Below are 21,333 nucleotides of genomic sequence, written 5' to 3' on the forward strand. Positions count from 1 at the left end.
AGTATTGGATTTTTCGTTTGTAGGCCTGATAAGCGTCGCGCCATCAGGCACGCTTTTTCTGTGTGATCATCCTCTTTTTCTGTAACAAAACGAGAGAAACCTCTTCCTTTCACCTTCCCCAGGGGGTAAGGTCAGATAGTTTTTTGACCAGTTGTTAATAAAAAAATGATAACTAGCTGACTACTTAGGGAAAAATATGCGCAAGATTACGTTGGCACTTAGTGCCGTTTGCTTATTGTTCACGTTAAACCATTCCGCCCAGGCTTTAGTTTCTTCCCCCTCGCAGCTTAATCCAGGCACTAACGTTGCAAAACTCGCTGAGCAGTCTCCGGTTCACTGGGTCTCTGTTGTTCAGATTGAAAACAGCCTGACCGGACGCCCGCCAATGGCCGTCGGATTCGATATTGATGACACCGTTCTTTTTTCCAGCCCGGGTTTCTGGCGTGGCAAAAAAACCTGGCCCCCGGAGAGTGAGGATTACCTGAAGAATCCGGCGTTCTGGGAAAAAATGAACAATGGCTGGGATGAATTTAGTATTCCAAAAGAAGTCGCGCGTCAGTTGATTGATATGCATGTTCGTCGCGGTGACAGCATCTTCTTTGTCACGGGACGTAGCCCGACAAAAACCGAAACCGTGTCTAAAACACTGTCCGATAACTTCCACATTCCATCCGCTAATATGAATCCGGTTATCTTTGCCGGTGATAAAGCCGGGCAGAACACCAAAACGCAGTGGTTACAGGATAAAAACATCCGCATGTTCTACGGCGATTCCGACAATGACATTACCGCCGCGCGCGACGTAGGTATTCGCGGTATTCGCATTTTGCGCGCCTCCAACTCCACCTATAAACCACTGCCGCAGGCCGGGGCATATGGCGAAGAGGTGATTGTAAACTCAGAATACTGAGGGTACAGGTTCTTTATTGGTGATTTTTTAAACAAATTTGCGTTGCTGGCTTTTACCTTTGGCAGAGTTGCTGCACACTGAGTAAAAGATGTTCTCATTAGGCGAGCTGCTGGTAAGGGGAATAAAGATGACGAACTCGGAGTTGCTGCAATACTGCATGGCGAAAACAGGTGCCGAACAGAGCGTGCACAGCGACTGGAAAGCCACGCAAATTAAAGTCGAAGATGTGCTTTTTGCGATGGTAAAAGAGGTGGAAGAACGCCCTGCTGTGTCGCTGAAAACCAGCCCTGAACTGGCCGAGTTATTGCGCCAGCAGCATAGCGATGTCCGGCCAAGCCGACATCTTAATAAGGCGCACTGGAGCACGGTGTACCTGGATGGTTCGCTGCCAGATTCACAAATTTACTATTTGGTGGACGCCTCTTATCAACAGGCTATCAAGACGCTGCCGGAAGATAAACGCAGGATGTTGGCGCAGTTCTGAGCCTTTTTGCCGGATGCGGCGTAAGCGCCTTATCTGGCCTACAACCCAATACGTCTATCCTGTAGGCCCGATAGCTTGCGCCATCGGGCATGAGTAACTACAGCAGTGGTTTGAGGAAGCGGGCAGTGTGTGAGGCTTCACACTCTGCAACCGTTTCCGGCGTACCGGCAACCAGGATTTCTCCGCCGCCGCTACCCCCTTCCGGACCGAGATCGACAATCCAGTCGGCCGTTTTAATCACGTCCAGATTATGCTCAATGACCACGATGGTGTTGCCCTGATCCCTGAGCTGGTGCAGCACGTCCAGCAACTGCTGAATATCCGCAAAGTGCAGACCGGTGGTCGGCTCATCGAGGATGTACAGCGTTTGTCCTGTACCGCGTTTTGATAACTCACGCGCCAGCTTCACGCGCTGGGCCTCGCCGCCAGAAAGGGTTGTTGCGGACTGCCCAAGGCGAATATAAGTCAAGCCAACGTCCATCAGCGTTTGCAGTTTACGCGCCAGCGCCGGGACGGCATCAAAGAACTCACGTGCCTCTTCAATGGTCATATCCAGCACTTCGTGGATAGTCTTGCCCTTGTACTTGATCTCCAACGTTTCGCGGTTATAGCGCTTGCCTTTGCACTGGTCACACGGCACGTAGATATCCGGCAGGAAGTGCATCTCAACTTTGATTACACCGTCGCCCTGACAGGCTTCACAACGTCCACCGCGCACGTTAAAGCTAAAGCGCCCCGGCGTGTAGCCGCGCGCGCGTGATTCCGGCACGCCAGCAAACAGTTCGCGGACGGGTGTAAATACGCCGGTATAGGTTGCCGGGTTGGAACGTGGCGTACGACCAATGGGGCTCTGGTCGATGTCGATAACTTTATCGAAATGCTCCAGCCCCTGAATGTCGCGATAAGGTGCAGGTTCAGCCAGCGTAGCGCCGTTGAGCTGGGTCTGAGCAATCGGGAACAGCGTGTCGTTTATCAGCGTTGATTTACCGGAACCGGATACGCCGGTAATACAGGTAAACAGGCCAACCGGCAGCGTCAGGGTGACATCTTTCAGGTTGTTGCCGCGCGCACCGGTGAGCTTCAGCACTTTTTCCGGGTTAGCGGGCACGCGTTGTTTCGGCACTTCAATCTTGCGCTTGCCGCTCATATACTGGCCGGTCAGTGACTCAGGCACTGCCATAATGTCATTGAGCGTACCCTCCGCCACCACCTGTCCACCGTGGACGCCCGCGCCTGGACCGATATCGATCACATGGTCAGCGGCGCGAATCGCATCTTCATCGTGCTCAACCACAATCACGGTATTACCCAGATTGCGCAGATGGATAAGCGTACCCAGCAGGCGTTCGTTATCGCGCTGGTGCAGACCGATGGACGGTTCATCCAGCACGTACATTACGCCGACCAGGCCCGCACCGATCTGGCTTGCCAGACGGATACGCTGGGCTTCGCCGCCGGAGAGCGTTTCGGCCGAACGCGACAGCGTCAGGTAGTTCAGACCGACGTTAACCAGGAACTTGAGGCGGTCGCCAATCTCTTTAAGGATTTTCTCCGCAATCTTCGCCCGTTGACCGGCAAGTTTGAGATTGTTGAAGAAATCCATCGCATGACCGATGCTCATGTCAGAAATAGTAGGCAGCGGTGTGTTCTCAACAAACACGTGGCGCGCTTCACGACGCAGGCGCGTGCCTTCACAGCTGGCGCACGGTCGGTTGCTGATGAACTTAGATAATTCTTCGCGTACCGCGCTGGATTCCGTCTCTTTATAACGGCGCTCCATATTGTGCAGCACACCTTCAAACGGGTGACGACGTACAGAAGTATCACCGCGGTCGTTCATATATTTGAATTCGATATTCTCTTTGCCGGAACCGTACAGCACCACTTTGTGAACCGTTGGGTTCAGGCTGGCCCATGGGGCTTCTATGTCGAACTTATAATGCTCTGCCAGTGACTTAAGCATCTGGAAGTAATAGAAGTTACGGCGATCCCAGCCACGGATCGCGCCGCCAGCCAGCGACAGCTCTGGGTTTTGGATCACGCGGTCAGGGTCGAAATACTGCTGCACGCCGAGACCGTCGCAGGTAGGACATGCGCCCGCCGGGTTATTGAACGAGAACAAGCGGGGTTCCAGCTCGCGCATGCTGTAGCCGCAAATAGGGCAGGCAAAGTTGGCGGAGAAGAGCAGCTCCTCCGCCTTCGGGTTGTCCATATCGGCAACCACCGCCGTGCCACCGGAGAGATCCAGCGCGGTTTCAAAAGACTCAGCCAGACGCTGTGACAGGTCGTCACGGACTTTAAAGCGGTCGATGACCACTTCAATGGTATGTTTCTTTTGCAGCTCCAGCTTTGGTGGATCGGACAGGTCACACACTTCACCGTCAATACGGGCGCGGATATAACCCTGGCTTGCCAGATTCTCCAGCGTTTTTGTGTGTTCGCCTTTGCGCTCTTTGATGATCGGTGCCAGCAGCATCAGGCGCTTGCCTTCCGGTTGTGACAGCACGTTGTCCACCATCTGGCTAACGGTCTGCGCTGCCAGCGGTACGTCGTGATCCGGACAGCGCGGCTCACCGACGCGGGCAAACAGCAGGCGCAGGTAGTCGTGAATTTCGGTAATGGTGCCTACCGTGGATCGCGGGTTATGGGATGTCGATTTTTGTTCAATTGAGATGGCTGGCGACAGCCCCTCAATGTGGTCGACATCCGGTTTTTCCATCAGCGACAGGAACTGACGCGCATACGCGGAAAGCGATTCAACGTAACGACGCTGCCCTTCGGCATACAAGGTGTCGAAAGCCAGCGAGGATTTGCCTGAGCCCGAAAGCCCGGTGACGACAATCAGCTTGTCGCGCGGGATGACGAGGTTGATGTTTTTGAGATTATGGGTGCGGGCGCCCCGAACTTCGATCTTATCCATTCATCTTTCCCGGATTAAACGCTTTTTTGCCTGGCTGCATGGTGCTACCGGCGATCACAAACGGTTAATTATGACACAACCTGACCTGAATGGATATACAGTATTGGAATGCAAAACGCAGGTGTCTGTGTAACAATGTCTGGCTGAGGTTGTTTACTGGAATCCACCTCTCAACGTAGTAAAAGCGCTATTGGAAATGCTACAATCCCGCGCTTACACTTATTAAGAAACGTTTTTCAGGAGACACGATCATGGCCAGCAGAGGCGTAAACAAGGTGATTCTCGTCGGTAATCTGGGCCAGGACCCGGAAGTACGCTATATGCCGAATGGTGGTGCAGTTGCCAACATTACGCTGGCTACTTCCGAATCCTGGCGTGATAAAGCGACCGGCGAGATGAAAGAGCAGACTGAATGGCACCGTGTTGTGCTGTTTGGCAAACTGGCGGAAGTCGCCAGCGAATATCTGCGCAAAGGTTCTCAGGTCTACATTGAAGGTCAGCTGCGTACCCGCAAATGGACCGATCAGTCAGGTGTCGAGAAGTACACGACTGAAGTTGTTGTGAACGTCGGCGGCACCATGCAAATGCTGGGTGGTCGTCAGGGCGGCGGTGCACCGGCGGGCGGTAATGCAGGTGGCGGTCAACAGGGTGGTTGGGGTCAGCCTCAGCAGCCGCAGGGTGGCAACCAGTTCAGCGGCGGTGCACAGTCTCGTCCGCAGCAGTCCGCTCCGGCAGCGCCGTCTAACGAACCGCCAATCGACTTTGACGACGACATTCCGTTCTGATCGTGATTTAACGATTATTACCGTAATGAATGAAAAGCCCCATTTAAAATGGGGCTTTTTTGTATTTGACGATCTTCTCACATATAATATTCGAATATTTTGCAAGGAAAAAACGAAATATAATCATTGTTTATAATTACTATTTTAATATATGCAATTAATAACATTGATAGTAATCAAATTTAAATAAACTATTGCGAAGTTATTTGTTTCATGATTCAAAAAATATTGACAGCGTGATGTACCGCATTAAATAATGCTCTGAGATTGTCAATTCATCATTGATACAAGTGTATTGCTCTCCGATCTCTTTTTATTAATGAGGATTTGATAGTCGTCTTGATATTTCTATATTCTTTTGTACTTCGGAGTCTATATATGTATCAATGGAAGAATAACGCTAAGGTAATATTGCCTTTAGCCTTGTCGGTGAGCATTAGTAATGCGCTATATTCTGGGGCAGCATTCGCTAAAGATTATACACTGAACTATATCGGTAAGGACCCCGAGCTCCCTGGTATCAGCATCAAAGATACGATTGCCGGCGACAACAACTACGATTTTACGGTTAAAATTGATAATCCTGTGCGAGGCGAAGGTAACGGTCTTGAGGTCAAGATTGGCAACATCACGAGTGATCAGGGCGGTGAGTATCATATTGGTAATTACAACGTCAATATTAGCGGGACCACGGAGCAGGAGCATCGTGCCGGGTTAGCCTTCTTTGGGTTGTCTGCAGAAGGCAGTGACACCAAAGTGACTGTCGACAATTTTAGTCTTAAAAATAATTTCCTAATTGGCAATAAGTACACACACAACAATACTGCGTTATATGTAGGCGGTGGCGCGGATGTGTCTGTGAACGGCAATGTGTACATTCGTTCTGAAGTTGAGCACACCAAACAGGGCGAAGATGCAACGCTGGCTAATAACGGAGTCTATGCTCGGGGTGCGGGTTCAACCATTACGGCAAACGGTGGAGATGTTTACATTAATACCTATGCCAGTAACTTTAAAGAACTCCTGGAGAACAATAGCGGTTACCCGGAAGGCTCATCAAAAAGTGATGCGGTCAGTGCTAAAGACGGTGGTGTCGTTAATATTAATCAGGCTGGAGGCAACAAGGTTAATCTATTAGGTAACCTCGACTTCGGTGATAAACTTTATTCTAATACAAGCCAGATGAATATTACGCTTAATGGGGCAGATTCATACTGGCATGGGCATGAAGCAAACTTCTTTGACGCAACAACCGGGAAATGGAGCGGCGATCTCAACCTTACGCTGGCGAATAACGCCCACTGGATCCCCGATGGTAAAGATGCGGAAATCAGTGCCATCACCCTGAAAGACGGCGGTACGGTAAACCTGCATGGTTTTAACCTGCACACCAATCAGAGTATCAACGAAACCGTTAAAATTCATGATTTGAAAGGGAACAACGGTATTTTCCTGATTGATGTCAATACCAATAAAACGGATGAGCAGCGACGTAACGGCAGCGACTTCATTGAAGTTGTTAAAAGTAGTACCGGCGGTACACATGCGATTGAAGCGTTGAATATCAACAAGCTCACTGATTTGAAGGAAGATATCTGGGTTGCCGATGCGGCAAGTAATGTGACATTCGAAGCGTACGATAAAGTCGATATTACGAACGAGTATGTGTATGACTATAAACCACTGCTGCGTTCTGATATCCGTGAAGGCGATCCGCAAAGCCAGTACGGTACCAACTGGTATATCACGGGTGTTTCGACGAAAGCCAGCGCAGGTAGTAACACCGTGATCGCCAATGCTGGGCTGAACTACGCAATGGCGACCGCTCGTCTTGAAATCGACAGCCTGAATAAGCGTTTAGGCGAACTCCGCCAGGATCAGCAGCAAAATGGTCTGTGGATACGCTATAAAGGTGGTGAAATAGAGAGTGATACTGGGAGCTACTTCAAAAACCTGTATAGCTTCTGGCAACTCGGTTATGACAACAAAGACGAAGGCGAATCGTCTGTCTGGACGCGAGGGATTGCTGCGCATTACATGAGAGGCAATGCCGACTTCACTTATGGTACTGGCGATAACAAGAACTACGGTGGTTCACTTTATGCTGCATGGAATCGCCCAGAGAAACAAGATTACCTGGATCTGGTGCTGAAATATAGCCGCCATGAAAGTGACTTCAATTACAGGAACACATACGGCAACTCTGGCTTTGCAGATAGCAGCACATGGTCAATCAGCGCCAGCGCAGAATACGGTCGCGAGTTTAGCTTAGGAAACTCTACGTTTATCGAACCGCAAGGTCAGCTCGTGTATACCTATCTGGATGAGGCCAGTTACACCACCAGTAGTGGGTTGAAAGTCCGTCAAAACGATATAGACAGCGTTATTGGCCGTGTCGGATTGCGCGGAGGCTATCGGTTTGAATCGCGCCCGGATAGCGATATTTACGTGAAGCTGGATTTGCTGCATGAGTTTGCTGGCGATCGTGATGTCACCGTTTGGGGTAAAGATGCCGCACTGAAAGTGAGCGAAGGGGGAAGTGACTCCTGGATCAACTATGGTATAGGTACCAATATCCATCTCACTCAGAACAATAACTCTCGGTTGTATGTTGATCTGGAAAGATCGGCGGGAGGTGACATTGATATGAACTGGCAGGTTAACGCGGGTTTCCGTATGGAGTGGTAGTTCATAGCTTTGAATGGGTTCACTTAACCTAAAAATAAGCGTCCGATTGAAATTTTAGTTCAGTCGGACGCTTTCTTTTGATCAGTTTAATACCATAGGCCACTCTGGCGGCGTATGGCTCATCACCTCTACCATCACAGACTGGATGTTATTCCAGATAGCGGACACGTCCATCAGGGTGATGCCGAGCAATCCGGTTGCAAACCAGCAGGCGAAAACCAGCCCTAAACCGCTGCTGATAACGGCCAGGCCAATATAATCTGATTTACGAAAACGGATATTGAGCGTGCTGGCTAAAAACATCAGCACTGCGCTCAGCAGTTGCCACCGCAGAAGAACTACGCCAGTTGTTATTGTTGCCATGAAAAACGTCCTCAAAAAGTCTTGATGCCCAGGACAGCACGGGGTTGTTCACAACAGGTGTGGCACTCTGGCTATCGGCGGGCATGCACATCAATGAAACACTGTTTCTGTTACATGATTTTTGTGAACTATATCACATCTGTTCGTTTGTTCACCAGTGCGGGACGCTCTTTTTATTGGTTAATAACCTTTATTTAATTGTGGTTATAGGATGTGGTGAGCGAATGCATCATTCGTAATAGAAGGTGTATTTACGCTGCTTGTTATCTTTATCCTAAATTAATCTTTAAAAAAATTTATGTATTTTTTATGCGAAGCCCGTATAACGCGTATAAAACATTACGACTTTTACAGTGTGCTATTTTCATATAAGCTTAACTTTAAGTTTGCCTTACGGAAAAAGAATATCATCATCCGCTATTATCAGACTTTTACATAGAGACGGCGGTTGCGAATGTTGATAGATTCATACAACTTAACTAGCCGGCGTTTATAGCATCCTGCCTTGATGGGTACTGGCATATACGATACAGGGAAATAGGGCTGACATGACTCACAGTGCGCGACGTAAGACGCTGAGGTTCCTTGGAACACTCACGGTGGTATTGCTCCCCGTGGTACTGGCGTTATGGTTTGCTCATGTCAGGGCGACGTCCGAAACCCGCAATCAACTCCGCACTTTTGCGCAGCTGGCCCTCAATAAAACGGAGTTGGTGATCCAGCAAGCCGATCTCGCGCGTGATATGGCACAACTGTATCAAGGGGAGATGTGTACCCCGGCGCATCAAAAAAGTATGCTGAATATTATTCGTGGGCGTTTATATATCAGCGATCTCATTTATGCGCAGGGCGATCATTTTTTGTGCTCAACGTCGATGGTGCCGCCAGCCTCATATATTATGCCCACCGCTGACTATAAGCGGACGCCGGACATCTCCATTTATTACTATCGCGATACGCCGTTTTTTTCTGGCTACAGAATGACGTATATGCAAAGAGGAAACTACGTTGTCGTTATCAATCCTTTATCCTACAGCGAGGTCATGTCTGATGATCCGGACCTCGCCTGGGGTGTCTATGATACGGTAACAGATAGCTTTTTCTCTGCCAGTGAAGGGTCAAACGTTGCGCAATTACTGCCGCTGGTACGCGGCGATGCCCCGACATTCCAGCAAGACGATCGTTTCTATACCATCGTGCATTCAGAAAAGCGGCCCATTGCGGTTATTGTGTCGACCACGGACGATCGCGTTGATCAGAATTTCTATCATGAAGCTGTACTAACGCTCCCTTTCGGCGTGATCTGTAGCATCCTGATCCTACTGATGTGGTGGCGTACGCGCCAACAATACTATTCTCCTCGCCGTCTGTTAAAACGCGCGCTCAAAAAACGCCAGCTTTGCCTGCATTACCAGCCGATCATTGATATCAAAAATGGTCAATGCGTTGGGGCCGAGGCGCTGTTGCGCTGGCCCGGTTGCAAAGGTGAGGTCATGAGTCCGACAGAATTCATTCCGCTGGCGGAAAAGGAAGGGATGATTGAGAAGATAACGGATTATGTGGTCGAAGAAGTGTTCAACGATTTGGGCTATTTTCTGTCAGCACACCCTCAGCTTTACATCTCAATAAATCTCTCTGCCTCCGACTTTCATTCATCCCGGCTGATCGCGCTGATTGCTGAAAAATCACGCGACTACTCTGTACGTTCGCAGCAAATTAAGGTTGAAGTCACCGAGCGCGGATTTATTGATTTGCAGAAGATGACCCCGGTTATTCAGGCATTTCGTCAGGCGGGTTATGAAGTCGCGTTTGATGATTTTGGGACTGGGTATTCCAATCTGCACAATCTGTCTTCGTTGAATGTGGATATTCTGAAGATCGATAAATCGTTTATCAGTACGCTGACCACCAACAGTACCAGCCACATGATTGCCGAACATATCATCGAAATGGCGCAAAGTTTACACCTGAAGACAATTGCAGAAGGGGTCGAAACAGCGGATCAAATCAGCTGGCTGCTGGAGCGCGGCGTACAGTTTTGTCAGGGATGGTACTTTGCGAAAGCATTGCCGCCGCAGGAGTTCATGCACTGGGTTAAGCGCTCGCCCGCCATACTGACGCAGGGCGGGCAATAATTCTACAAACGATGGCGATAGTCGCTGGGGGTTCGATCAAACTCGCGGCGGAACACACGTGAGAATGTTTGTTGCGATACATAGCCGAGATCCATCGCAATATCAAAAATAGGTCGCTCAGTATTGCGTAGCTCAACGGCGGCCAGCAGCAGTCGACGCTGACGAATATAGTCGCCTAACGTCTGGCGCATCACCGTACGGAACATTCGCTGTAAATACCACTTTGAATAACCTGATTTTTTCGCGACCGCTTCGATATTCAGCGGTTGGTCGATATGTTCATCAATCCATTCAATAAGTGTCTGAATAATTTGCTGATGGGACATATGGCAGCCTCTTTCTCAGTATTCGATTCGTCGTTTTGTCTGTCGGCGAGTATAATTCCTCAAGTTAACTTGAGGTAAAGAGATTTATGGAAAAGAAATTACCCCGGATTAAAGCGCTGCTCACCCCTGGTGAAGTGGCAAAGCGTAGCGGCGTGGCAGTATCGACCCTGCATTTCTATGAAAGCAAAGGGTTAATCAACAGCATGCGCAATAGCGGTAATCAGCGTCGATACAAACGAGATGTGCTGCGTTATGTGGCCATCATCAAGATCGCTCAACGGATTGGTATTCCGCTGGCAACAATTGGTGATGCGTTGGGCGTATTACCCGAAGGCCACTCGCTCAGTGCGAAGGAGTGGAGGCAGCTTTCTTCACAATGGCGCGAAGAGCTTGACCGACGCATTCATACTCTGGTGGCACTACGCGATGAGCTGGACGGCTGTATTGGCTGCGGCTGTTTGTCACGCAGTGATTGTCCGTTGCGTAACCCAGGCGATCAGCTTGGTGAGCAGGGGACTGGGGCGCGATTGCTGGAAGATGATTGATGAGTTTGAAACCGGTGATGGGTATAAAACTAAAGCGCCACAACTGGGCGCTTTAGTTTGGTTCCGGTCTTTGTCTTTCACTCTATCCCGCTGGTTCACGGGAGGGTTTCCCCCGACATCAACACCCCTCAGTCGAGCACGTAGTGGAGGTTCCGGTCTGTGTTGATAAAGTAATTGTAAGTCACCCCAGGACAATTGCCAGTCAATTGGCGGTTTTTTAGCCGAAATTTTTCCTGCATCTTCACCTGTTTTCCTGTGCGACTTTGCGCCTGAAATAGTAGCGCATGTTGCAATAACCCAGCGAAATTTGTTGCCAGATTGCGTATTAACGATAACGTTTGCGCATCGGTTGGCTATTTCTTGTGCGCTATAAGAAGAAATGCATAAAAAGCGGCAAAGTTCTGTTGAAAACCGCCGTATGATCGCAGGATAATCGTTTGCTTTTTTTTACCACCCGTTTTTTATGCGTGAAGCTAAACGTTTGCTTTTTTGCGACACCCCTTTTGGCGCAAACCTGGCACATGGAGAAAACGTTTAGCAGGCAGTGGATTGTCCATCACGCATATTGACGAAAAATAAACTCTCAGGGGATGTTTTCTATGTCTACGCCTTCAGCGCGTACCGGCGGCTCACTCGACGCCTGGTTTAAAATTTCGCACCGCGGCAGTACCGTTCGTCAGGAAGTCGTTGCCGGATTAACGACGTTCCTGGCAATGGTCTACTCCGTCATTGTGGTTCCGGGGATGTTGGGTAAAGCCGGGTTCCCGCCGGCTGCAGTTTTCGTAGCGACCTGCCTGGTAGCAGGCGTGGGTTCTATTGTAATGGGCCTGTGGGCAAACCTGCCGCTGGCGATTGGTTGCGCTATCTCGCTGACGGCGTTTACCGCATTTAGCCTGGTGCTGGGGCAGCATATTAGCGTGCCAGTGGCGCTGGGTGCGGTGTTCCTGATGGGCGTCCTGTTTACCATTATTTCTGCGACCGGTATTCGTAGCTGGATCCTGCGCAACCTGCCGCAGGGCGTTGCGCACGGCACGGGGATTGGTATCGGCCTGTTCCTGCTGCTGATTGCGGCAAACGGCGTTGGGCTGGTGATTAAGAACCCTCTGGACGGCCTGCCGGTTGCTCTGGGCGATTTCGATACCTTCCCGGTGATCATGTCGCTGATTGGCCTGGCGGTCATTATCGGCCTTGAAAAACTGAAAGTACCGGGCGGCATCCTGCTGACCATCATCGGTATTTCTGTTGTTGGCCTGATTTTCGACCCTACCGTGCATTTTTCCGGTATTTTTGCCATGCCTTCTCTGAGCGATGCGGAAGGGAATTCCCTGATCGGCAGCCTGGACATTATGGGGGCGTTGAACCCGATCGTCCTGCCGAGCGTATTGGCGCTGGTGATGACCGCCGTCTTCGATGCGACCGGGACTATCCGTGCCGTGGCGGGGCAGGCGAATCTGCTGGATAAAGACGGACAGATTATTGATGGCGGTAAAGCGTTAACCACCGACTCCTTGAGCAGCGTGTTCTCTGGTCTGGTGGGGGCGGCTCCTGCGGCAGTGTATATTGAGTCAGCAGCGGGTACGGCGGCGGGTGGTAAAACCGGTCTGACCGCGATCACCGTCGGCGTGCTGTTCCTGTTGATCCTGTTCCTCTCTCCGCTCTCTTATCTGGTTCCTGCCTACGCGACCGCACCGGCGCTGATGTATGTCGGCCTGCTGATGCTGAGCAACGTAGCGAAAATTGACTTCGCAGACTTTGTGGATGCGATGGCGGGTCTGGTGACTGCTGTGTTCATCGTGCTGACCTGTAACATCGTTACCGGCATTATGATCGGCTTTGCTACGCTGGTGATTGGACGCATTGTTTCCGGTGAATGGCGTAAACTGAACATCGGTACCGTAGTCATTTCTATCGCGCTGGTGGCCTTCTATGCCGGCGGCTGGGCAATCTGATTCTCACATCATGATGATCCTGAAAACGGGTGGCTTTTGCCGCCCGTTTTTATTTTCGGAACACATCTCGTTGTCTTTTGCGTTACTCTGAGGAAGATAGAATTGAGGCACGACGCCTCTCGTCGCATATCATAAGAAACATCGCAAACAGGGAACGCATGGAAATCTTTTTTACCATACTCATCATGACCCTTGTGGTCTCGCTGTCGGGGGTAGTGACTCGCGTATTGCCCTTCCAACTCCCTTTACCCCTTATGCAGATCGCCATCGGCGCCTTGCTGGCGTGGCCGACGTTTGGTTTGCATGTGGAGTTCGACCCTGAACTGTTTTTGGTTCTGTTTATCCCGCCGCTGCTGTTTGCCGATGGCTGGAAGACGCCAACGCGTGAGTTTCTCGAGCATGGGCGAGAGATTTTCGGCCTTGCGCTGGCGCTCGTGCTGGTCACGGTGGTCGGAATAGGCTTTATGATTTACTGGCTGGTGCCGGGCATTCCGCTGATCCCGGCTTTTGCGCTGGCCGCCGTGCTGTCGCCAACTGACGCCGTGGCACTTTCTGGCATTGTCGGTGAAGGCCGCATCCCGAAGAAAATCATGGGCATCCTGCAGGGCGAAGCGTTAATGAACGACGCCTCCGGCCTGGTTTCACTCAAGTTTGCTGTCGCGGTGGCGATGGGCACGATGGTGTTTACCGTCGGCGGCGCGACGGTTGAATTCTTCAAGGTGGCAATTGGCGGTATCCTGGCTGGGTTTGTTGTCAGCTGGCTGTACGGTCGCTCCCTGCGTTTTCTCAGCCGCTGGGGTGGCGATGAGCCAGCCACGCAAATCGTCCTGTTGTTCCTGCTGCCGTTTGCCTCTTATCTGATTGCGGAACATATCGGTGTTTCCGGGATCCTCGCGGCGGTGGCGGCCGGGATGACTATTACCCGTTCAGGTGTCATGCGCCGCGCTCCGCTGGCGATGCGCTTACGTGCAAACAGTACCTGGGCCATGCTCGAGTTCGTGTTTAACGGCATGGTCTTCCTGCTGTTAGGGCTGCAGTTACCGGGTATTCTGGAGTCTTCGCTGGCGGCGGCAGACGCCGATCCGAATGTCGAAATGTGGATGCTGTTTACCGATATCGTGCTGATCTATGCGGCACTGATGCTGGTGCGTTTTGGCTGGCTGTGGACCATGAAAAACTTCAGTATGCGCTTTCTGAAGAAGAAGCCGATGGAGTTTGGCTCGTGGACCACGCGCGAAATCCTGATCGCATCCTTTGCGGGTGTGCGTGGGGCTATCACGCTGGCTGGTGTCCTTTCTATTCCGCTATTGTTGCCTGACGGCAGCGGCTTCCCTGCACGTTATGAGCTGATCTTCCTTGCCGCCGGTGTGATTCTGTTCTCGCTGTTTGTTGGCGTGGTGATGCTGCCGATCCTGCTGCAGCATCTTGAAGTGGCGGATCACTCGCAGCAGCAAAAAGAGATCCGCATTGCCCGCGCCGCGACGGCGGAAGTGGCGATTGTGGCCATCCAGAAAATGGAAGAGCGTCTGGCTGCGGATAGCGAAGAGAATATTGATAATCAGCTGCTGACCGAGGTGAGCTCGCGGGTGATTGGTAACCTGCGCCGTCGTGCCGATGGGCGAAACGACGTGGAAAGCTCGATGCAGGAAGAAAACCTCGAACGGCGTTTCCGTCTGGCGGCGCTGCGCTCGGAGCGTGCAGAGCTGTATCATCTGCGCGCCACGCGTGAAATCAGCAATGAAACGCTGCAGAAACTGCTGCACGATCTGGATTTGCTGGAAGCGCTGCTGATAGAGAATCAATAAACGGTAGCGCCTGATGGCGCTCCGCTTATCAGGCCTACGGAACACAATTGTAGGCCGGATAAGGCGGTTACGCCGCCATCCGGCGAAGGATGTACCCGATAGCGCACAGCTTTCCAGACCGAAAAAAATTATTCCTCGTGTAATTTGCGAGCGGCTTTCCTGAATGAATCCGTCCTTCTTGTTGATTCCCTCTTTTTTCCTTACGGTTGAGGAAAGGAGGCCACATGTCTGATTATCGGCGTAATTACATCAACGGTGGAACATGGTTTTTTACGGTGAATCTACAAGACCGCGGAAGCCATCTTCTGACATCAAAAATCTATCATCTTCGCAGTGCTATTTCCGAGGTAAACAAGGTTAAACCTTTTTATATCAATGCGTGGGTCGTTTTGCCTGAGCATATGCATTGTATCTGGACGTTGCCTGAAAATGACGCTGATTTTTCGTCCCGCTGGCGGGAGATTAAGAAGCATTTCACCCGATCGTTGTCTGCACAGCATGTCTGGCAGCCTCGCTTTTGGGAGCATACCATCCGGGATGTGCGCGATTATTGCCAGCATGTGGATTACATTTATATTAATCCTGTGAAACATGGTTGGGCGCAGCAGGTGAAGTCATGGCCTTTTTCAACGTTTCATCGTGATGTTAAATTGGGGTTGTATCCGGAGAACTGGGCAGGTGAGATAACGGACCTCCGTGCTGGTGAACGTGCCTGATGGCGCTACGCTTATCAGGCCTACGGAACGCAATTGTAGGCCGGATAAGGCGGTCACGCCGCCATCCGGCAACTTACGTCTCCTGCGTTAACCAAAACCCTTCGCAGCATTTTAGCCATGCCTGTGCGCTGTGCGACAGATACACGCCTTCGCGCCAGATCATGCCCAACTGCCAGCGTAAATGGCTTTCCAGCGGGATCCAGCGTAGCGTCTGCTTATCCAGTTTTTCGCAAATGGGTTCTGGTAAAATGGCGATCCCAACCCCGGCTTGTACCATCGCAGCGAGGAAATCCCACTGTCCGCTGCGTACCGCAATGCGTGGCTTGACGTGGTGCTGGCTAAACAACTCCAGCAACTGACGGCTTAGGGCGAAATCTTCGTTGTAGATTAGCAGCGGGTGCTCGGCCAGCGCCTCGGGGGAAATAGAATCACAGGTTGTCCACTGGCCGGAGCGCGGCACCAGCACGCAAAGTGGATGGCTGAAAAGCGGCAAGGTCGCCAGACCGCTCTCTTCTTCGACCGGTAGCGCCGTCATCGCCACATCCAGATCGCCGTTCATCACTGCCTGCTGGACGGTTAAGCCACCAAATTCTGATATTTTCAGCTCAACGCCGGGATAACGCTGGCGAAACAGGCTGATGGGGCCGGCCATTAACATGCCGACCATCGGGGGGATACCGAGTCGCAGGATCCCCTTATTCAGATGGTTAATATCGCTCAGTTCTGCCTCAAGCTGGCGGAATTCGGCGAGGATTGCCAGGCCGCGTTCAAAGACGATACGTCCGGTATCGGTCAACAACAATCGCCGCCCGTCGCGGATTAGCAGCGTGCAGTTCAGCTCGTCTTCAAGGTTCTTCAACATTTTGCTGATGGTCGGCTGGGTGACAAACAGCTTCTCTGCCGCGCGGGTAAAGCTCTGCTGGCGAACCACCTCAACAAAATATCGCAGCGTTCTGATATCCATGATTATTCCTTAAGACTATGCCTGCAATGAGTTTAATTCATTTCAGTCCTTGGGGGAGGGTCTCTATACTGGCGCTCTCTCTTTTTTACGGACATTCCCTCATGGCTGTGGCGATTAGCCGCGTGACGCCTGCGGTTATTCATCGACTCCAGGTCCCCGTTCAGGTTCTGTTGTACGCAGGTTTATTTGTTTTTGCTCAATATCTTGTCTCCTGGCTACATCTGCCGCTTCCCGCCAACCTGGTCGGGATGGTACTGATGCTGGCGCTGATTGTGTGCAGGGTGATCCCGCTTAGCTGGATACGCGCAGGCGCCCGTTGGCTGCTGGCTGAAATGCTGCTGTTTTTTGTCCCGGCGGTTGTTGCCGTGGTGAACTATACGCACCTGTTGCTGGTGGATGGCTGGCGCATTTTTGCCGTTATTGCCATCAGCACGCTGATGGTGCTCGGTGCCACTGCGTGGGTGGTTGATAAAGTGTATCGCTATGAAATGAGCAGGTTAAACCGTGAGTAATTTCCAGTTAAGCGTGTTGTGTCTGGTGATTACGCTGGGTATCTATTTTGCCAACAAGCGCCTGTATCGTCGTTTTCGGACATTGCCGCTGATGCCGCTGGTCCTCACGCCCGCGCTGTTGGTGCTGATGCTGGTGTTCGGGCATATCTCCTGGCAAAACTATATTGGTGAATCGCACTGGCTGATGTGGCTTCTGGGCCCGGCGACCATCGCATTTGCCGTGCCGGTTTACGATAATCTCGCGGTCATTAAGCGTCACTGGATGTCGCTGACGGCAGGCGTGGTGACAGCAACACTGGTGGCCGTCACCAGTTCGGTATGGCTGGCGCGTCTGTTTATGTTACCCGATGAAATCCAGCGCAGCCTGGCGGTGCGCTCGGTGACCACGCCATTTGCACTGGCGGCGGCCGAGCCGTTGGGCGGGCAACCGGATCTGGTGGCGCTGTTTGTGGTGATCACCGGCGTATTCGGTATGGCGGTGGGCGACATGCTGTTTTTGCGCCTTTCCATCCGTGAAGGGATGGCGAAAGGGGCCGGATTTGGGGCGGCGTCGCACGGCGCAGGCACCGCGCGCTCCTATGAGCTTGGCCAACAGGAAGGGGTGATTGCCAGCCTGGTAATGATGCTTTCCGGCGTGGTAATGGTGCTGGTGGCACCGCTGGTCGCGAGGCTGATGTTCTGACCAGCGGCCCGTACGCTATTTCAGCCGTGAAATCAGTTCAAACTCTTTAAAATTTACCGGGCGCTGCTGCTGCATGGAGCGATTCCCGGCGATGCCGGTCAGAATTGACATGGCGCCCGCGCGATGGTCGGCGGCTCGCTGCAGCGGATCGTGTCGCGGCTCGCCAAACAGATCGGCCAGCATCGCGTTATCACCGCCGCCGTGGCCACCTTCGCCCAGCGTGAAGTCGGCCTGCCAGGGCGCAGCGAACATCGGGAAAACGGTAATATCACAGCTTTCCAGGCTGCCTTCGTTCTCCCTCGCCCCGCCTGCATTGACGTATGATTTCTCCACGATCTTCATCTCCAGGCGACCTTCGCTACCGTTAAACACCACGTTCAGTCCTTCCCACGGCAGATAAGTGTTCAACGAGTAGGTGAGCTGTACCTGGTTTTGATATTTCACCAGCACCGACAGCGTGTCTTCAATGGTGATGCCATCGCTGAATACGCTTTGATCTCGGAAATAGTTGTCTTCGTGTTCAGCATCCAGATACAGCGCTTTAAGCTGCGGATTCTCTGCCATTTGCAGTGCAAACGGATCGTCCTTGGCCTGCGCATAGCCATGAGCACGTGGATAAAACTGCGTCACACCGCGGCGTTCGGCATTTTCTTTTCCGTAGAAACGCAGGCTGCCTTCGGCATAAACACGCTGTGGATAGCTGTCCAGCCAGAAGTTCATCAGGTCAAAATGATGGGTTGATTTATGCACCAGCAGGCCGCCGCTGTTGCGCTTTTCCCGATGCCAGCGGCGGAAGTAATCGGCGCCGTGTTCGGTATTCAGTAACCACTCAAAGTGAACCGAAAAGACGTCGCCAATGGCACCGTTCATCAGCAGCTCGCGTACCTTGCTGTGATGCGGAGCATAGCGATAGTTAAAGGCGACGCGCACCTCGTGTCCGGTCTCTTCAATGGCGTCGAGAATACGCAGGGCGCGCTTCTCATCGATGGTCATCGGTTTTTCAGTGATCACATCACAGCCCGCGTGCAGCGCCCGCACGATATAGTCATCGTGGGTGCGGTCCATAGTGGTCACGATGATGACATCGGGGCGGGTTTCGCGGATCATGTCTTCAAACTGTGCGGCTTTCCAGGTGGATACCGGAGCGGCCCCCTCATTTTTTAATAGCTGATTCGCGTAGTTCATACGGGTTTGGTTGGTGTCGCAAAAGGCGACCAGCCGGGCGTTTTCCTTCCATTGCCCACCAATCGCTGAGATATACAGGCCCGCTCGCCCGCCGGTTCCTACCAGGGCATATTTCTTCATCGCATCCTCTTTTCTCAAAATGAATTAACGTGTTTATGTAATAAAAACAGTGTTTCAATTTCATTTTTGTACTGTAGCGCTATCAACAGTGATGGATACGTTGGAGAGAGAAAAATGTGATCCCCGGCCAAAAAGACCGGGGAAGAGGAGAGGATTAGTGCGCGCGACCTTGCTCTACGCCGTACCCGGTCTGGGAACGGATGAACTGAGCACGGAACTGCTCACGCTCGCGATTACCTTCTGCGGAATTATCGGTGGCAGAGAAGAACCAAATACCGAGGAACGCCACGCTAATGGAGAACAGCGCCGGGTACTCATACGGGAAAATGGCTTTTTCGTGACCGAGAATTTGCACCCATACCGTTGGGCCAAGCACCATCAGCACCACTGCCGTTATCAGACCTAACCAGCCGCCCAGCATGGCACCACGCGTGGTCAGTCGTGACCAGTACATGGAAAGCAGAATGATCGGGAAGTTACAGCTTGCCGCGATAGCGAACGCCAGGCCGACCATAAAGGCGATGTTCTGGTTTTCAAACAGCACGCCGAGCAGGATGGCAATCACGCCCAGTACCAGTACGGTGATTTTCGACACGCGCAGTTCTTCACGCTCGGTAGCACCTTTACGGAACACGTTAGCGTACAGATCGTGAGAGACCGCCGAGGCACCCGCCAGCGTCAGACCAGCAACCACGGCCAGAATGGTGGCAAAGGCCACTGCGGAGATAAAGCCGAGGAACAGGTTACCGCCCACCGCGTTGGCCAGATGCACCGCCGCCATGTTATTGCCGCCAATCAGCGCGCCAGCCGCGTCTTTATATGCCGGGTTTGCACCGACCAGCATGATTGCGCCAAAACCGATGATAAAGGTCAGGATGTAGAAATAACCCATAAAGCCGGTGGCGTAGAACACACTCTTACGCGCTTCGCGGGCATCGCTGACCGTGAAGAAACGCATCAGAATGTGCGGCAGACCCGCGGTTCCGAACATCAGTCCGAGGCCTAACGATAGCGCCGATATTGGGTCTTTCACCAATCCGCCCGGGCTCATAATCGCCGAGCCTTTCGGGTGTACCGCCATCGCTTCGGTGAACAGGTTGTTGAAGCTGAAGCCGACGTGCTTCATGACCATGAAGGCCATAAAGCTGGCGCCGAACAGCAGCAGCACGGCTTTGATGATTTGCACCCACGTAGTGGCCAGCATGCCGCCGAACAGCACGTACATCATCATCAGTACGCCAACCAGCACCACGGCAATGTGATAGTTCAGACCGAACAGCAGTTGGATAAGCTTCCCGGCACCCACCATCTGGGCGATCAGGTACAGCGCGACCACCACCAGTGAACCACAGGCCGACAGAATACGGATAGGCCCCTGCTTCAGACGGTAAGAGGCGACGTCCGCAAAGGTGTAGCGACCGAGGTTACGCAGACGTTCGGCAATCAGGAACAGAATGATTGGCCAGCCGACCAGGAAGCCGAGTGAGTAAATCAGCCCGTCATAGCCAGAGGTAAAGACCAGCGCGGAAATCCCGAGGAACGACGCCGCCGACATATAGTCGCCCGCAATCGCCAGCCCATTTTGGAAACCGGTGATGTTACCGCCCGCGGTGTAATAGTCGTTACGCGAACGCACGCGCTTAGACGCCCAGTAGGTAATGCCGAGCGTAAATATGACGAAAATCAGGAACATAACAATCGCCTGCCAGTTGGTTGGCTGGCGTTGGACTGCACCGCTAATAGCATCCGCCGCATTTGCGGCGAAGGGCAGCGTGGCGGCTAGCGCCGTCAGGACTCTCTTCATGATGCTTTAACCTCGTGCAGAACCGCATTGTTAAGACGATCGAATTCACCGTTGGCCCGCCAGATATAGATTCCGGTCAGGAGGAAGGAGATGAGGATCACGCCCACCCCAATTGGAATACCTCGGGTGACGCTGGTTCCCGCATGTAGCGGTGTCCCCAGCCAGCCAGGCGCAAAGGCAATCAGTAAAATAAAGCTGATATAAACCACCAGCATGATGATGGATAGTACAGCGGCAAACCGTTGCCTTTTTTCAACTAACTCCCTGAAACGCGCACTGTCTTCTATCCGCTGATAAATATTGTCATTCATCGCAGAGCTCTCCAGAGGTCCCCTTTGTCTTTCACGCTGCAGGCATGACCTGTTAGCTGTCGCAGTCCGGCAACACGAAATCCTTTGGGGGAGGTTTTATAATTTCCCTCCCGATGAAGAGAGGGTAGG

18 protein-coding genes are annotated in these 21,333 nt (G+C 52.1%); 11 read left to right on the top strand and 7 right to left on the bottom strand.

The features are described 5' to 3' along the window. Positions 1 to 196: 196 nt before the first annotated feature. Together aphA and FDW95_RS14060 are read left to right on the top strand one after the other, a co-directional pair. Positions 197 to 910 (top strand): acid phosphatase AphA, encoded by a 714-nt coding sequence (gene aphA, locus FDW95_RS14055; protein ID WP_115259700.1) that lies wholly within the window; start codon positions 197 to 199, stop codon positions 908 to 910. A gap of 127 nt (positions 911 to 1,037) precedes the next feature. After that, positions 1,038 to 1,394 carry an MmcQ/YjbR family DNA-binding protein gene (locus FDW95_RS14060; protein ID WP_096758708.1) on the top strand — a complete coding sequence of 119 codons (357 nt, stop codon included), beginning with the start codon at positions 1,038 to 1,040 and terminating at the stop codon, positions 1,392 to 1,394. 97 nt (positions 1,395 to 1,491) lie between these two features. On the opposite strand, the gene uvrA is transcribed toward FDW95_RS14060, so the two are convergent. Continuing rightward, positions 1,492 to 4,314, bottom strand: a complete 2,823-nt coding sequence (uvrA, locus tag FDW95_RS14065; protein ID WP_096758707.1) for an excinuclease ABC subunit UvrA — start codon at positions 4,312 to 4,314, stop codon at positions 1,492 to 1,494. Positions 4,315 to 4,565: 251 nt separating this feature from the next. Between uvrA and ssb1 the strand changes: the two genes are divergently transcribed. Both ssb1 and FDW95_RS14080 read left to right on the top strand, forming a co-directional pair. Then, complete coding sequence (gene ssb1, locus FDW95_RS14075) at positions 4,566 to 5,099, top strand: single-stranded DNA-binding protein SSB1 (RefSeq protein ID WP_096758705.1); 534 nt, start codon at positions 4,566 to 4,568, stop codon at positions 5,097 to 5,099. A gap of 378 nt (positions 5,100 to 5,477) precedes the next feature. Then, entirely contained in the window at positions 5,478 to 7,787 is a 2,310-nt protein-coding gene (locus tag FDW95_RS14080) for an autotransporter outer membrane beta-barrel domain-containing protein (RefSeq protein WP_115259699.1), read from the top strand. A gap of 81 nt (positions 7,788 to 7,868) precedes the next feature. On the opposite strand, the gene FDW95_RS14085 is transcribed toward FDW95_RS14080, so the two are convergent. Continuing rightward, positions 7,869 to 8,150, bottom strand: coding sequence for a YjcB family protein (locus tag FDW95_RS14085; RefSeq protein ID WP_096758704.1), 282 nt, complete (start codon positions 8,148 to 8,150; stop codon positions 7,869 to 7,871). 548 nt (positions 8,151 to 8,698) lie between these two features. Here FDW95_RS14085 and FDW95_RS14090 point away from each other — a divergent pair. Then, on the top strand, positions 8,699 to 10,285 hold the full coding sequence (locus FDW95_RS14090) for an EAL domain-containing protein (protein ID WP_115259698.1): 1,587 nt from the start codon (positions 8,699 to 8,701) through the stop codon (positions 10,283 to 10,285). 2 nt (positions 10,286 to 10,287) lie between these two features. On the opposite strand, the gene soxS is transcribed toward FDW95_RS14090, so the two are convergent. Beyond that, positions 10,288 to 10,611: a superoxide response transcriptional regulator SoxS gene (gene soxS / locus FDW95_RS14095; protein ID WP_096758702.1), complete on the bottom strand. Its 324-nt coding sequence runs from the start codon at positions 10,609 to 10,611 to the stop codon at positions 10,288 to 10,290. A gap of 86 nt (positions 10,612 to 10,697) precedes the next feature. Between soxS and soxR the strand changes: the two genes are divergently transcribed. The 4 genes from soxR to FDW95_RS14115 all read left to right on the top strand — a co-directional run bounded on the left by soxR (position 10,698) and on the right by FDW95_RS14115 (position 15,626). Beyond that, complete coding sequence (soxR, locus tag FDW95_RS14100; protein WP_115259697.1) at positions 10,698 to 11,156, top strand: redox-sensitive transcriptional activator SoxR; 459 nt, start codon at positions 10,698 to 10,700, stop codon at positions 11,154 to 11,156. A gap of 599 nt (positions 11,157 to 11,755) precedes the next feature. Beyond that, positions 11,756 to 13,105: a guanine/hypoxanthine transporter GhxP gene (ghxP, locus tag FDW95_RS14105; protein WP_096758700.1), complete on the top strand. Its 1,350-nt coding sequence runs from the start codon at positions 11,756 to 11,758 to the stop codon at positions 13,103 to 13,105. A gap of 158 nt (positions 13,106 to 13,263) precedes the next feature. Next, positions 13,264 to 14,910, top strand: a complete 1,647-nt coding sequence (locus tag FDW95_RS14110) for a Na+/H+ antiporter (protein WP_096758699.1) — start codon at positions 13,264 to 13,266, stop codon at positions 14,908 to 14,910. A 224-nt stretch (positions 14,911 to 15,134) separates the two neighbouring features. Beyond that, a complete protein-coding gene (locus FDW95_RS14115) occupies positions 15,135 to 15,626 on the top strand; it encodes a transposase (RefSeq protein WP_115259696.1) in 492 nt (163 codons plus the stop codon). A 73-nt stretch (positions 15,627 to 15,699) separates the two neighbouring features. On the opposite strand, the gene FDW95_RS14120 is transcribed toward FDW95_RS14115, so the two are convergent. Then, positions 15,700 to 16,590 (bottom strand): LysR family transcriptional regulator, encoded by an 891-nt coding sequence (locus FDW95_RS14120; RefSeq protein WP_115259695.1) that lies wholly within the window; start codon positions 16,588 to 16,590, stop codon positions 15,700 to 15,702. Positions 16,591 to 16,691: 101 nt separating this feature from the next. On the opposite strand from FDW95_RS14120, the gene FDW95_RS14125 reads away from it, so the two are divergent. Both FDW95_RS14125 and FDW95_RS14130 read left to right on the top strand, forming a co-directional pair. Continuing rightward, positions 16,692 to 17,102 (top strand): CidA/LrgA family protein, encoded by a 411-nt coding sequence (locus FDW95_RS14125; RefSeq protein WP_115259694.1) that lies wholly within the window; start codon positions 16,692 to 16,694, stop codon positions 17,100 to 17,102. Further along, on the top strand, positions 17,095 to 17,784 hold the full coding sequence (locus FDW95_RS14130) for an LrgB family protein (RefSeq protein WP_115259693.1): 690 nt from the start codon (positions 17,095 to 17,097) through the stop codon (positions 17,782 to 17,784). The genes FDW95_RS14125 and FDW95_RS14130 overlap by 8 nt, the downstream gene beginning before the upstream one ends. 15 nt (positions 17,785 to 17,799) lie before the next feature. On the opposite strand, the gene FDW95_RS14135 is transcribed toward FDW95_RS14130, so the two are convergent. From FDW95_RS14135 to FDW95_RS14145, 3 genes are all read right to left on the bottom strand, one after another. After that, positions 17,800 to 19,089 carry a Gfo/Idh/MocA family oxidoreductase gene (locus FDW95_RS14135; protein ID WP_115259692.1) on the bottom strand — a complete coding sequence of 430 codons (1,290 nt, stop codon included), beginning with the start codon at positions 19,087 to 19,089 and terminating at the stop codon, positions 17,800 to 17,802. A 154-nt stretch (positions 19,090 to 19,243) separates the two neighbouring features. Further along, complete coding sequence (gene actP, locus FDW95_RS14140; RefSeq protein WP_096758694.1) at positions 19,244 to 20,893, bottom strand: cation/acetate symporter ActP; 1,650 nt, start codon at positions 20,891 to 20,893, stop codon at positions 19,244 to 19,246. After that, positions 20,890 to 21,204: a DUF485 domain-containing protein gene (locus FDW95_RS14145; RefSeq protein WP_096758693.1), complete on the bottom strand. Its 315-nt coding sequence runs from the start codon at positions 21,202 to 21,204 to the stop codon at positions 20,890 to 20,892. Before FDW95_RS14145 ends, actP begins: the two co-directional genes overlap by 4 nt. Positions 21,205 to 21,333 lie beyond the last annotated feature (129 nt).

The sequence above is a fragment of the Citrobacter sp. wls718 genome (assembly GCF_005280945.1).
GTDB classification, from domain to species: domain Bacteria; phylum Pseudomonadota; class Gammaproteobacteria; order Enterobacterales; family Enterobacteriaceae; genus Citrobacter; species Citrobacter gillenii.

Excerpts from the sequence above, each read along its gene's own strand:
- aphA (WP_115259700.1), top strand. The coding sequence starts at position 197 with ATGCGCAAGATTACGTTGGCACTTAGTGCCGTTTGCTTATTGTTCACG.
- FDW95_RS14060 (WP_096758708.1), top strand. The coding sequence starts at position 1,038 with ATGACGAACTCGGAGTTGCTGCAATACTGCATGGCGAAAACAGGTGCC.
- uvrA (WP_096758707.1), bottom strand. The coding sequence starts at position 4,314 with ATGGATAAGATCGAAGTTCGGGGCGCCCGCACCCATAATCTCAAAAAC.
- ssb1 (WP_096758705.1), top strand. The coding sequence starts at position 4,566 with ATGGCCAGCAGAGGCGTAAACAAGGTGATTCTCGTCGGTAATCTGGGC.
- FDW95_RS14080 (WP_115259699.1), top strand. The coding sequence starts at position 5,478 with ATGTATCAATGGAAGAATAACGCTAAGGTAATATTGCCTTTAGCCTTG.
- FDW95_RS14085 (WP_096758704.1), bottom strand. The coding sequence starts at position 8,150 with ATGGCAACAATAACAACTGGCGTAGTTCTTCTGCGGTGGCAACTGCTG.
- FDW95_RS14090 (WP_115259698.1), top strand. The coding sequence starts at position 8,699 with ATGACTCACAGTGCGCGACGTAAGACGCTGAGGTTCCTTGGAACACTC.
- soxS (WP_096758702.1), bottom strand. The coding sequence starts at position 10,611 with ATGTCCCATCAGCAAATTATTCAGACACTTATTGAATGGATTGATGAA.
- soxR (WP_115259697.1), top strand. The coding sequence starts at position 10,698 with ATGGAAAAGAAATTACCCCGGATTAAAGCGCTGCTCACCCCTGGTGAA.
- ghxP (WP_096758700.1), top strand. The coding sequence starts at position 11,756 with ATGTCTACGCCTTCAGCGCGTACCGGCGGCTCACTCGACGCCTGGTTT.
- FDW95_RS14110 (WP_096758699.1), top strand. The coding sequence starts at position 13,264 with ATGGAAATCTTTTTTACCATACTCATCATGACCCTTGTGGTCTCGCTG.
- FDW95_RS14115 (WP_115259696.1), top strand. The coding sequence starts at position 15,135 with ATGTCTGATTATCGGCGTAATTACATCAACGGTGGAACATGGTTTTTT.
- FDW95_RS14120 (WP_115259695.1), bottom strand. The coding sequence starts at position 16,590 with ATGGATATCAGAACGCTGCGATATTTTGTTGAGGTGGTTCGCCAGCAG.
- FDW95_RS14125 (WP_115259694.1), top strand. The coding sequence starts at position 16,692 with ATGGCTGTGGCGATTAGCCGCGTGACGCCTGCGGTTATTCATCGACTC.
- FDW95_RS14135 (WP_115259692.1), bottom strand. The coding sequence starts at position 19,089 with ATGAAGAAATATGCCCTGGTAGGAACCGGCGGGCGAGCGGGCCTGTAT.
- actP (WP_096758694.1), bottom strand. The coding sequence starts at position 20,893 with ATGAAGAGAGTCCTGACGGCGCTAGCCGCCACGCTGCCCTTCGCCGCA.
- FDW95_RS14145 (WP_096758693.1), bottom strand. The coding sequence starts at position 21,204 with ATGAATGACAATATTTATCAGCGGATAGAAGACAGTGCGCGTTTCAGG.